12 protein-coding genes are annotated in these 11547 nt (G+C 58.6%); all 12 read right to left on the bottom strand.

Translation table 11 applies throughout. From position 1 onward, the window contains the following. Window positions 1-18: 18 nt before the first annotated feature. The 12 genes from glmS to FS767_RS00565 all read right to left on the bottom strand — a co-directional run bounded on the left by glmS (window position 19) and on the right by FS767_RS00565 (window position 11429). Window positions 19-1854, bottom strand: a complete 1836-nt coding sequence (gene glmS, locus FS767_RS00620) for a glutamine--fructose-6-phosphate transaminase (isomerizing) (protein ID WP_144963833.1) — start codon at window positions 1852-1854, stop codon at window positions 19-21. 6 nt (window positions 1855-1860) lie between these two features. After that, the gene (locus FS767_RS00615; protein WP_144963831.1) at window positions 1861-2634 is read right to left on the bottom strand and encodes a DeoR/GlpR family DNA-binding transcription regulator; all 774 of its coding nucleotides are present in this window, start codon (window positions 2632-2634) and stop codon (window positions 1861-1863) included. A 190-nt stretch (window positions 2635-2824) separates the two neighbouring features. After that, on the bottom strand, window positions 2825-4192 hold the full coding sequence (gene glmU / locus FS767_RS00610; protein ID WP_144963829.1) for a bifunctional UDP-N-acetylglucosamine diphosphorylase/glucosamine-1-phosphate N-acetyltransferase GlmU: 1368 nt from the start codon (window positions 4190-4192) through the stop codon (window positions 2825-2827). Window positions 4193-4312: 120 nt separating this feature from the next. Next, window positions 4313-4732: a F0F1 ATP synthase subunit epsilon gene (locus FS767_RS00605; protein WP_023532701.1), complete on the bottom strand. Its 420-nt coding sequence runs from the start codon at window positions 4730-4732 to the stop codon at window positions 4313-4315. Between the two features lie 44 nt (window positions 4733-4776). Further along, complete coding sequence (gene atpD, locus FS767_RS00600) at window positions 4777-6153, bottom strand: F0F1 ATP synthase subunit beta (protein ID WP_023532615.1); 1377 nt, start codon at window positions 6151-6153, stop codon at window positions 4777-4779. Window positions 6154-6180: 27 nt separating this feature from the next. Continuing rightward, window positions 6181-7041, bottom strand: a complete 861-nt coding sequence (gene atpG / locus FS767_RS00595) for a F0F1 ATP synthase subunit gamma (RefSeq protein WP_023532742.1) — start codon at window positions 7039-7041, stop codon at window positions 6181-6183. Window positions 7042-7089: 48 nt separating this feature from the next. Next, window positions 7090-8634, bottom strand: a complete 1545-nt coding sequence (atpA, locus tag FS767_RS00590) for a F0F1 ATP synthase subunit alpha (protein WP_023532736.1) — start codon at window positions 8632-8634, stop codon at window positions 7090-7092. 21 nt (window positions 8635-8655) lie between these two features. Beyond that, window positions 8656-9192 carry a F0F1 ATP synthase subunit delta gene (locus tag FS767_RS00585; protein WP_023532623.1) on the bottom strand — a complete coding sequence of 179 codons (537 nt, stop codon included), beginning with the start codon at window positions 9190-9192 and terminating at the stop codon, window positions 8656-8658. A gap of 12 nt (window positions 9193-9204) precedes the next feature. Further along, entirely contained in the window at window positions 9205-9675 is a 471-nt protein-coding gene (locus FS767_RS00580; RefSeq protein WP_011536505.1) for a F0F1 ATP synthase subunit B, read from the bottom strand. Between the two features lie 57 nt (window positions 9676-9732). Beyond that, window positions 9733-9990: a F0F1 ATP synthase subunit C gene (gene atpE / locus FS767_RS00575; RefSeq protein ID WP_003097235.1), complete on the bottom strand. Its 258-nt coding sequence runs from the start codon at window positions 9988-9990 to the stop codon at window positions 9733-9735. Window positions 9991-10135: 145 nt separating this feature from the next. Then, entirely contained in the window at window positions 10136-11005 is an 870-nt protein-coding gene (gene atpB / locus FS767_RS00570; RefSeq protein WP_023532311.1) for a F0F1 ATP synthase subunit A, read from the bottom strand. Window positions 11006-11021: 16 nt separating this feature from the next. After that, window positions 11022-11429 (bottom strand): F0F1 ATP synthase subunit I, encoded by a 408-nt coding sequence (locus FS767_RS00565; RefSeq protein ID WP_023532288.1) that lies wholly within the window; start codon window positions 11427-11429, stop codon window positions 11022-11024. Window positions 11430-11547 lie beyond the last annotated feature (118 nt).

Here is an 11547-nt window from a genome sequence, read left to right as displayed (position 1 = left end):
ACTGTCGAAACGCTGCCCTCACTCCACCGTCACCGACTTCGCCAAATTCCGCGGCTGGTCAACATCAGTCCCCTTGAGCACGGCGACATAGTACGAGAGCAACTGCAAAGGAATGGTGTACAGAATCGGCGCCAGCGCATCCGCGATATGCGGGACCGGAATCACATGGGTCCCTTCGCCATTGCTCAACCCGGCTTGCTCGTCAGCGAAGACCACCAGCTCACCGCCGCGTGCACGCACCTCCTGCAGGTTGGACTTGAGCTTCTCCAGCAGTTCGTTGTTCGGCGCAACGGTCACCACCGGCATGTCGTTATCCACAAGCGCCAGCGGGCCATGTTTGAGCTCGCCCGCGGGGTAGGCTTCGGCGTGGATATAGGAGATTTCCTTGAGCTTGAGCGCACCTTCCATGGCCACCGGGTATTGAGCGCCGCGGCCCAGGAACAAGGTGTGATGCTTGTCAGCGAACAACTCGGCGATTTTCTCGACGGTTGCGTCCATGGCCAATGCTTCACCCAGACGTGTTGGCAGGCGGCGCAGTTCCTCGACCAGTTCAGCTTCGACGCCCTTGTCCAGGGTGCCGCGCACCTGGCCCAAGGCCAAGGTCAGAAGCATCAACGACACCAGCTGGGTGGTGAAGGCCTTGGTCGAAGCGACGCCGATTTCCGGGCCGGCCAGGGTCAGCAATGTCAGGTCGGATTCCCGAACCAGCGAGCTGATGCCCACGTTGCAGATCGCCAGACTGCCAAGGAAGCCCAGCTCCTTGGCGTTGCGCAGCGCTGCCAGGGTATCGGCGGTCTCGCCCGACTGGGAGATGGAAACGAACAGCGTATCGGGCTGCACGACCACCTTGCGGTAACGGAACTCGCTCGCTACTTCTACCTGGCAGGGGATCCCCGCCAGGCTTTCCAGCCAGTAACGTGCAACCATGCCGGCGTGATAGCTGGTACCACAGGCTACGATCTGCACATTGCGCACTTTGCCAAACAGCTCGGCTGCCTGCGGACCGAATGCCTGTACCAGGACATGGTCATGGCCCAAGCGACCTTCCAATGTGCGTTGCACCACGCGCGGCTGCTCGTGGATTTCCTTGAGCATGAAGTGACGGTACTGGCCCTTGTCAGCGGCCTCGGCGCCTTCGTGGTACTGCACGGTTTCACGCTGCACAGGATGGCCATCGTGGTCCCAGATGGCGACGTGGTCGCGACGGATCTCGGCGATATCGCCCTCTTCGAGATACATGAAGCGATCGGTGACCTGCCGCAGGGCCAGTTGGTCAGAGGCAAGGAAGTTCTCACCGAGGCCCAGGCCAATCACCAACGGGCTGCCGCTACGCGCAGCGACCAGGCGGTCAGGCTGGCTTTTGCTGATCAATGCCAAACCATAGGCACCGTGCAGGCGCTTGACCGCAGCCTTCAAGGCGTCTGCCAGGTCGGGAATGCTCTTGAGGAGATGGTCGATCAGGTGGACGATCACTTCGGTATCGGTCTGCGATACGAAGGCATAGCCCAATCCCTTCAGTTCCTCGCGCAGTTCCTCGTGGTTCTCGATGATGCCGTTGTGCACCACGGCCACGTCATGGCCTGAGAAATGCGGGTGGGCATTGGTTTCGGTAGGCGCGCCATGGGTTGCCCAGCGCGTATGCGCGATGCCGAGTCGTCCTGCGATTGGCTCGAGCGCAACGGCTGCTTCAAGCTCGCTGACCTTGCCGATGCGGCGACGGCGTTGCAATTCGCCCTCGGGCGTCAGCACCGCCAGGCCTGCGCTGTCATACCCACGGTATTCAAGACGCTTCAGGCCCTCGATAAGGATGGCGGTAATGTTGCGTTCGGCCACAGCACCTACAATTCCACACATGCTTGGTTACTCCTGACTGATAGCGGCGCAGATCAGATTGACGCCGCGTGCTTTAATTTGTGCGCGTGCCTGTTCGCACAGGCGTTCGTCCGAGATCAGGGTGTGCACCCTGCTCCACGGCAGTTCGAGGTTGGGAATCTTGCGGCCGACCTTGTCCGACTCAACCATCACGATCACCTCACGGGCGACCTCGGCCATGACGCGGCTCAGGCCCAGCAATTCGTTGAATGTGGTGGTACCGCGTTCCAGGTCGATGCCATCGGCCCCGATGAACAACTGGTCGAAGTCATACGAGCGCAGAACCTGTTCGGCCACCTGGCCTTGAAAGGACTCGGAATGCGGGTCCCAGGTGCCACCTGTCATCAACAGCACCGGCTCATGCTCGAGTTCGCTTATGGCCCGGGCAACATTGAGCGAATTGGTCATGACCACCAGGCCCGGCTGGCGACCGAGTTCAGGGATCATGGCGGCGGTGGTACTGCCGCTGTCGATGATGATCCGGGCGTGTTCGCGGATGAGGTTCACAGCGGCACGTGCAATGGCACGCTTGTAGGCCGACACGGGTTGCGCCGGCTCCGCCAGCAACTCCTGCGGCATGGTTACAGCCCCGCCGTAGCGGCGCAGTAACAAGCCATTGCTTTCCAGTGCCGCCAGGTCCTTGCGGATAGTGACCTCGGACGTGTCAAACCGTCTCGCCAGCGCATCCACGCTGACCTCGCCCTGCTCCGCGAGCAGGGCCAGTATGTTATGGCGGCGTTGTGGCGTATTTCGTTTCGACATCGGTGCTTTAAGTTTCGTTTCGAAAGATAATGATCGCAATCAAAACCTAAATGCTCGGATCCGTCAACCCCGTCGTCTCGCTGTGGATAACAATACTCAGCCGTATGGCCAGCGTTAGCCAGCTAATGCCTGGGAAATAAAAAGGCCGGCTTGTTATGCACAAGGCCGGCCTCGAGAGAGCTGTGGATAATCAGGGCTTCTTGATCTTCTCAGGACGCTTCCACCCCGAAACGTTGCGCTGGCGGGAGCGTGCTACCGCCAATTCACCTGCTTCTACACACTGAGTAATCGTCGAGCCCGCAGCAGTCGTGGCCCCGGCCTTGATTTCCACAGGCGCGACGAGGGCGCTGTTGGAACCGATGAAGACGTCTTCGCCCATGACCGTCTTGAACTTGTTGGCCCCATCGTAATTACAGGTGATGGTGCCCGCACCAATATTAGTGCGGGCGCCGATTTCGGCATCACCCAAATACGACAGATGCCCAGCTTTGGCGCCTTCACCAAGATGGGCATTCTTCAGCTCGACGAAGTTACCCACATGGGCCTTTGCATCGAGTACGGTCCCCGGACGCAAGCGTGCAAATGGACCTGCATCACTCCCCTCACCCATGACGGCACCCTCTAGGTGACTGTTGGCCTTGATCACGGCACCTTTGCGCAGCGTGCAATCCTTGATCACACAGTTAGGGCCAATCTGTACGTCGTCTTCGATGACAACCTTGCCTTCCAAAATGACGTTTATGTCGATCAGCACATCCCGGCCGACCGTCACTTCGCCCCGGACATCGAAACGCGCAGGGTCACGCAAGGTCACACCCTGCGCCATCAGGCGGCGGGCCTCACGCAACTGGTAGTGACGCTCCAGTTCGGCAAGCTGACGGCGGTCATTGGCACCCTGCACTTCCATGGGATCGTCAGGTTGCTCGGTGGCGACCAACAGGCCATCAGCGACTGCCATGGCGATCACATCAGTCAGGTAGTACTCGCCCTGGGCGTTGTTGTTCGACAAGCGGCCCATCCAATCTGCCAGGCGAGCGCCAGGAAGCGCCAGGATGCCGGTGTTGCCTTCACGAATGGCTTTCTGTGCCTCGTTAGCGTCCTTGTGCTCGACGATTGCCGTTACCTGCCCATGCGCATCACGCACAATGCGGCCATAGCCCGTCGGATCTTCGAGCGTAACCGTGAGCAAACCCAGTTGCTGCTCGCTGGCTTTGGCCAACAAGCGTTGCAAGGTCGGCACTTCGATGAGCGGCACGTCGCCGTACAGCACCAGCACGGTGTCCGCGGACAGTGCTGGCAAAGCTTGCGCCAAGGCATGCCCCGTACCCAGTTGCTTGTCCTGCATGACAAAGTTGAGGTCGTCACCTGCCAGTCTCGCTTGAACCAACTCTGCCCCATGGCCTATCACCACGTGGATGCCCTGCGGCTGAAGCTGGCGAGCGCTGTGGATAACATGACCGAGCATGGAGTTGCCCGCTACCGGGTGCAATACCTTGGGCAGCGACGAGCGCATGCGGGTGCCTTGGCCGGCGGCAAGAATAACGATATCGAGGGACATGACTGGCTACCAATCCTGGGTGGTCAGTTGCTTGACCGAAAGGGGAAAATCGAAAAAAGAAAAAGGGTAGCCGAGGCTACCCTTTTACTCAATCGCAACACAAATGATGGCCGCAGCCGATCACTTGCCTCTGCGCATTTGCTGGACAGTACGCAGCTGAGCCGCAGCCTCGGCCAGACGTGCGGCAGCAGCGCCGTAGTCGAAGTCCGAGCCTTTGGTGTTCAGCGCGTTCTCGGCAGCCTTGAGGGCTTCCTGAGCCTGAGCTTCGTCCAGGTCGGCAGCACGTTGCACGGTGTCGGCAAGAACCTTCACCATGTTCGGCTGCACTTCGAGGAAGCCACCGGAGATGTAGTACACCTCTTGAGTGCCACCCTGCTTGGTCAGCGTGATCGGACCCGGCTTGAGATTGGTGATCAGCGGGGCGTGGCCTGGTGCGATACCCAGATCGCCCAAGTTGCCGTGCGCTACTACCATCTCGACCAGACCGGAGAAGATTTCTCCTTCCGCGCTGACGATATCGCAATGGACTGTCATAGCCATCTGCTTGCCTCAACCTGATTAGCGCCCCTTGCGGGGCGCCGGGATTACAGTTTCTTGGCTTTCTCGATCGCTTCGTCGATGCTGCCGACCATGTAGAACGCTTGTTCTGGCAGGTGGTCGTAGTCACCTTTGAGGATGCCGCTGAAGCCAGCGATGGTGTCTTTCAGGGAAACGTACTTGCCTGGCGAACCGGTGAAGACCTCGGCCACGAAGAACGGCTGCGACAGGAAGCGCTGGATCTTACGAGCGCGCGCTACCAGTTGCTTGTCGGTCTCGGACAGCTCGTCCATACCCAGGATCGCGATGATGTCCTTCAGCTCTTTGTAGCGCTGCAGAACATACTGAACCTGACGGGCAGTTTCGTAGTGCTCGGTACCGATCACGTTCGGGTCCAGCTGGCGCGAAGTCGAGTCCAGTGGGTCGACCGCTGGGTAGATACCCAGGGAGGCGATGTCACGGGACAGAACGACGGTGGCGTCCAAGTGGGCGAAGGTGGTCGCTGGCGACGGGTCGGTCAAGTCATCCGCAGGCACGTAAACGGCCTGGATGGAGGTGATCGAACCTTCCTTGGTCGAAGTGATACGCTCTTGCAGAACGCCCATCTCTTCGGCCAGGGTCGGCTGGTAACCTACTGCCGAAGGCATACGGCCCAGCAGTGCGGATACTTCGGTACCGGCCAGGGTGTAACGATAGATGTTGTCGACGAACAGCAGAACGTCGTTACCTTCGTCACGGAATTTCTCAGCCATGGTCAGGCCAGTCAGCGCAACACGCAGACGGTTTCCTGGTGGCTCGTTCATCTGACCGTAGACCAGCGCTACTTTGTCGAGAACGTTGGAGTCCTTCATCTCGTGGTAGAAGTCGTTACCCTCACGAGTACGCTCACCCACACCAGCGAACACGGAATAACCGCTGTGCTCGATGGCGATGTTACGGATCAGTTCCATCATGTTCACGGTCTTGCCGACACCGGCACCACCGAACAGACCAACTTTACCACCCTTGGCGAACGGGCAAACCAGGTCGATAACCTTGATGCCGGTTTCCAGCAGGTCGTTGCCGCCTGCCTGGTCAGCGAACGAAGGCGCCTTCTGGTGGATACCACGACGCTCTTCTTCACCGATCGGGCCGGCTTCGTCGATTGGGTTACCCAGGACGTCCATGATGCGGCCCAGGGTAGCCTTGCCGACAGGAACGGAGATGGCCGCGCCGGTATCGACGACGTCCAGACCGCGCTTCAGACCTTCGGTCGAGCCCATCGCAATGGTACGAACCACGCCGTCGCCCAGCTGCTGCTGAACTTCCAGGGTGGTTTCCGCGCCTTGTACTTTCAGCGCGTTGTAAACACTCGGCACGACGTCACGTGGGAATTCCACGTCGATGACGGCGCCGATGATTTGAACGATACGTCCGCTACTCATAGCTGGATCCTCTGAATTTTTGAACCGTTAAACCGCGGCAGCGCCGCCGACGATTTCCGAGATCTCCTGGGTGATCGCAGCCTGACGCGCCTTGTTGTAGATCAGCTGGAGTTCGCTGATCAGGTCACCGGCGTTGTCTGTGGCGTTCTTCATGGCGATCATCCGGGCTGCTTGTTCAGCAGCATTGTTCTCGACCACCGCCTGGTACACCTGCGACTCCACGTAACGCACCATCAAGCCGTCCAGCAGCTCTTTTGCGTCGGGTTCGTACAGGTAGTCCCAGTGATGCTTGAGTTCCTGATCCGGGGTTGCCACCAACGGTACCAATTGCTCGACCGTCGGCTTTTGGGTCATGGTGTTGATGAACTTGTTCGAAACCACCGAGAGGCGATCGATACGGCCATCGAGGTAGGCGTCCAGCATGACCTTGACGGAGCCGATCAAGTCATTGATCGATGGCTCTTCGCCCAGGTGGCTGATCGCGGCTACTACGTTGCCGCCAAAGATACGGAAGAAAGTCGCACCCTTGCTGCCGATCACGCACAGGTCGATTTCCACGCCCTGTTCGCGGTTTTCGTTCATGTCCTTGACCAAGGCCTTGAACAGGTTGGTATTCAAGCCACCGCACAGACCACGGTCACTGCTCACCACGATATAACCGGCGCGCTTTACAGGGCGCTCGATCATGAACGGGTGGCGGTATTCCGGGTTGGCGTTGGCCAGATGACCGATCACCTGGCGGATACGCTCCGCATAAGGACGGCTAGCAGCCATGCGCTGTTGTGCCTTGCGCATTTTGCTGACCGCCACTTTTTCCATGGCGCTGGTAATTTTTTGCGTGCTTTTGATGCTCGCAATCTTACTGCGAATCTCTTTTGCGCCTGCCATGTATCACCTATCAGGTTAGCAAGCGGGGGCCTGGGCCCCCGCTGCGGCTTACCAGGTCTGGGTGGCCTTGAACTTCTCGATACCGGCTTTCATGCCTGCATCGATTTCGTCGTTGAAGTCACCCTTCACGTTGATCTTCGCCATCAGTTCGGCGTGATCACGGTGGAAGAAGGCGATCAGTGCTTGCTCGAAGCTGCCGACCTTGGAGACTTCTACGTCGGTCAGGAAGCCACGCTCAGCGGCGTACAGCGACAGGGCCATGTCCGCGATGGACATCGGCGCGTACTGCTTCTGCTTCATCAGCTCGGTAACGCGCTGACCATGCTCCAGCTGCTTGCGGGTCGCTTCGTCCAGATCGGACGCGAACTGGGCGAATGCCGCCAGTTCACGGTACTGAGCCAGTGCGGTACGAATACCACCGGACAGCTTCTTGATGATCTTGGTCTGAGCGGCACCACCTACACGCGATACCGAAACACCGGCGTTCACTGCAGGGCGGATGCCCGAGTTGAACATGGCCGATTCCAGGAAGATTTGACCGTCGGTGATGGAAATCACGTTGGTCGGAACGAACGCCGAAACGTCGCCAGCCTGGGTTTCGATGATCGGCAGAGCGGTCAGGGAACCGGTCTTGCCAGTGACTGCGCCGTTGGTGAACTTCTCGACGTATTCTTCCGAAACGCGCGATGCACGCTCCAGCAGACGGGAGTGAAGATAGAACACGTCGCCTGGGTACGCTTCACGTCCTGGTGGACGACGCAGCAGCAGGGAGATCTGACGGTAGGCAACAGCCTGCTTGGACAGGTCATCGTAGACGATCAGGGCATCTTCACCGCGGTCACGGAAGTACTCGCCCATGGTGCAGCCGGAGTACGGCGCCAGGAACTGCAGTGCAGCCGATTCCGAGGCGCTGGCGGCAACAACGATGGTGTTGGCCAGGGCACCGGCTTCTTCGAGCTTGCGCACGACGTTGGCGATGGTCGACTGCTTCTGGCCGACGGCCACGTATACGCAGAAGATACCGCTGTTTTTCTGGTTGATGATCGCATCGACCGCCATGGCAGTCTTACCGATCTGACGGTCACCGATGATCAGCTCACGCTGGCCACGGCCAACCGGGATCATGGCGTCGACCGACTTGTAGCCAGTCTGTACAGGCTGGTCTACCGACTTACGCCAGATCACGCCTGGAGCAACTTTCTCGACCGCGTCGGTCTCGGTGTTGTTCAGCGGACCTTTGCCGTCGATCGGGTTACCCAGTGCGTCCACGACGCGACCCAGCAGTTCCTTACCAACCGGAACTTCCAGGATGCGACCGGTGCACTTGGCGCTCATGCCCTCGGCGAGGGAGGTGTACGCACCCAGTACCACTGCACCTACGGAGTCTTGCTCCAGGTTCAGTGCCATACCGTATACGCCGCCCGGGAACTCGATCATTTCGCCGTACATAGCGTCGGCCAGACCGTGGATCCGTACGATACCGTCGGAAACGCTTACGACAGTACCTTCGTTACGGGCTTGGGAGCCGACATCGAGCTTCTCGATGCGGCCCTTGATGATTTCACTAATTTCGGAAGGATTGAGTTGCTGCATTGCTCTGCTGCCCCTTCAAACTCAAGATTTCAATGCTTCGGCCAGTTTCGCGATTTTGCCGCGAACAGAGCCATCGATTACCAGGTCGCCGGCGCGGATGACGACGCCGCCGATCAGGCTGGCATCCTCCGACGCGTGCAGGCGCACTTCCCGGCTGAGCCGTGCACTGAGAACCTTGGCGAGTTTGTCTTGCTGTTCTTGGTTCAACGCAAAAGCACTGGTGACTTCCACGTCCACGGATTTCTCTTGTTCTGCCTTGTACAGGTCGAACAGAGCGGCAATCTCCGGCAGAAGCAGGAGACGGTCGTTTTCCGCGGCAACATGAATGAAATTCTGTGCCGATGCATCGAACTTGTCACCGCAAACGTCAATGAATGCGGCGGCCTTTTCTGCGCTTGTCAGTCGCGGGGCCTTGAGCAGGCGCTGCATGGTGTCGTCTTCGGACACTGCAGCAGCCAGGCCGAGCATGGCTGACCAATTGGCCAGTTGCTGATGGGCCTGGGCATGCTCAAAGGCAGCCTTAGCGTAAGGTCGGGCCAACGTGGTCAGTTCTGCCATGATCGCCCTCGCTTAAATTTCAGCGGCCAGTTTGTTAACCAGCTCTGCATGCGCGTTTTGATCGATTGTGGCGCCAAGGATCTTTTCAGCACCGCCAACAGCCAGGGCACCCACTTGGGCACGCAGGGCGTCTTTGACGCTGTTCAGTTCCTGTTCGATCTCGGCCTGAGCCTGAGCCTTCACACGGTCAGCTTCGACACGAGCCTGTTCACGGGCTTCGTCTACTAGCTGAGCAGCGCGTTTCTTGCTTTGCTCAATGATTTCAGCTGCCTGTGCCTTTGCTTCACGCAGTTGCTGACCCACTTTCTCTTGGGCCAGCTCCAGGTCGCGAGCTGCGCGGTTGGCAGCGTCCAAGCCGTCTGCAATCTTCTTTTGACGCTCTTGCAGAGCAGTGATGACCGGAGGCCATACGTACTTCATGCAGAAGAGTACAAAAATCAGAAAAGCAACGGATTGGCCAATCAGGGTTGCATTAATGTTCACGCCAACACCTCGCTCGGTCTTTGTCCATCACACCCATCAACTCGTCGAAACGAGTGATTAGCCGGCGATTTGACCAACGAAGGGATTCGCGAAGGTGAAGAACAGAGCGATACCAACACCGATCATGGTGACGGCGTCGAGCAGACCGGCAACGATGAACATTTTGACCTGCAGCATCGGAACCATCTCAGGCTGACGAGCAGCGCCTTCCAGGAATTTGCCGCCCAGCAGGCCGAAACCAATGGCGGTACCCAGAGCACCCAGGCCGATCAGCAGAGCAACAGCGATAGCGGTCAGACCAACTACAGTTTCCATCTTTCCTCCCGACTTTTACGTCGTATTGGTTAGGTTTTTTAGTTTGAAGCGGTAAAACGAATCGTTTGGTACAGCATGCCCTTGCGGACTTTTTAAGCCCTCCCCCCAAACGAGCGGGGAAGGCTATCAGACACGCCAGGCGGTCTTAATGGTTATCTTCGTGAGCCATCGACAGGTAGACGATGGTAAGCATCATGAAGATGAAGGCTTGCAGGGTGATGATCAGGATGTGGAACACAGCCCACGCCCATTGCAGCACGATACCCAGGCCGCTGAGCCACAGGATGCCGGCGCCGAACATCACGGCAATCAGGATGAACACCAGCTCGCCGGCGTACATGTTGCCGAACAGACGCAGTGCCAGCGAGATTGGCTTGGCGATCAGGGTCACGAATTCCAGCAGGAAGTTGACCGGGATCAGCAGGATCTGCAGGAAGATATTCTTGCTGCCGAACGGGTGCAGGGTCAGCTCACCGATGAAGCCACCCAGGCCCTTGACCTTGATGCTGTAGAAGATGATCAGCGCAAACACGCAGAAGGCCATGGCCAGGGTCGCGTTCGGGTCGGTGGTCGACACGGCGCGGAACGGAATGTGCGGATCACCCGAGATCAGGATGGCCAGCTGAGGAATCCAGTCGACCGGTACCAGGTCGATGGCGTTCATCAGGAATACCCAGACGAAGATGGTCAGCGCCAGCGGCGCGATCACCGGGCTACGGCCGTGGAAGGAGTCCTTCACGCTGCCATTGACGAAGTCCACCAGCACTTCGACGAAGTTCTGCAGGCCGCTCGGTTGGCCAGAAGTCGCCTTCTTGGCCGCCATGCGGAAGATGAACAGGAAGATCAGACCCAGTGCGACGGACCAACCCAGGGTATCCACGTGGAATGCCCAGAAGCCCATAGCCTTGGCTTCTGCAGCCGAATGGGCGAAGCCCCAGCTGCCGTCTGGTAGTTGACCGTAAGTCAGGTTCTGCAAGTGGTGCTGGATATAGCCCGAAGCGGTTTCTGCTGCCATGGTTGCCTCAAACGCCCTAAGGTCTCGAAAGTCTTTTATTCATCAGCAGGGGCGCGAACCAGCTGACCAAAAGGGTCAACACGAAGACGCCGAATACTGCCAGCGGCGCCAGTGGCTTCACTCCTGCGAAGGTCAGTGCGAAAAGCACTGCCGTCAAAATCATCTTGCCTGCCTCGCCAGCGTAGAACGACTTGACGATGGCCTGCGCCGCCCGAGCTCCGCTAAAGCGAAAAGCCTTCCAGGCGAAATAAACATTGGGCAGCCAGGCAATCAGGCCTCCGCAGAGCCCTGAATATCCGCTGACCGTCCCAGCCAACTGCCACAACACCAAGGTTGCCAGCAGCAGCACGACGAATTGCGTCAGCAATACCGGAAAAACCGCCCAGCGATGGAAAGGCAACCGGTTTGGCGTGCGGATTTCCATCACAACTGCTCCCCGTGAATCGGCCTGCCAGTCAGCGATGACTTGGCATAATTTGTGCCGACAAAATGCGCGCAGAGTATAGGGGTGGATTAACCCCTATTCAACTATTCGTAGTGAT

Origin of the sequence: Pseudomonas sp. DE0010 (assembly GCF_007680745.1) — a bacterium.
Taxonomy (GTDB): Bacteria; Pseudomonadota; Gammaproteobacteria; order Pseudomonadales; family Pseudomonadaceae; genus Aquipseudomonas; species Aquipseudomonas parafulva_B.
The sequence above is the reverse complement of the archived record's forward strand: the minus strand, read 5'-3'. Positions and strand labels throughout refer to the sequence as shown.

Coding starts and splice junctions, on each gene's coding strand:
- atpB (WP_023532311.1), bottom strand. CDS start 11,005: ATGGCAGCAGAAACCGCTTCGGGCTATATCCAGCACCACTTGCAGAAC.
- FS767_RS00585 (WP_023532623.1), bottom strand. CDS start 9,192: ATGGCAGAACTGACCACGTTGGCCCGACCTTACGCTAAGGCTGCCTTT.
- FS767_RS00565 (WP_023532288.1), bottom strand. CDS start 11,429: ATGGAAATCCGCACGCCAAACCGGTTGCCTTTCCATCGCTGGGCGGTT.
- atpE (WP_003097235.1), bottom strand. CDS start 9,990: ATGGAAACTGTAGTTGGTCTGACCGCTATCGCTGTTGCTCTGCTGATC.
- atpD (WP_023532615.1), bottom strand. CDS start 6,153: ATGAGTAGCGGACGTATCGTTCAAATCATCGGCGCCGTCATCGACGTG.
- glmS (WP_144963833.1), bottom strand. CDS start 1,854: ATGTGTGGAATTGTAGGTGCTGTGGCCGAACGCAACATTACCGCCATC.
- atpA (WP_023532736.1), bottom strand. CDS start 8,634: ATGCAGCAACTCAATCCTTCCGAAATTAGTGAAATCATCAAGGGCCGC.
- FS767_RS00605 (WP_023532701.1), bottom strand. CDS start 4,732: ATGGCTATGACAGTCCATTGCGATATCGTCAGCGCGGAAGGAGAAATC.
- atpG (WP_023532742.1), bottom strand. CDS start 7,041: ATGGCAGGCGCAAAAGAGATTCGCAGTAAGATTGCGAGCATCAAAAGC.
- glmU (WP_144963829.1), bottom strand. CDS start 4,192: ATGTCCCTCGATATCGTTATTCTTGCCGCCGGCCAAGGCACCCGCATG.
- FS767_RS00615 (WP_144963831.1), bottom strand. CDS start 2,634: ATGTCGAAACGAAATACGCCACAACGCCGCCATAACATACTGGCCCTG.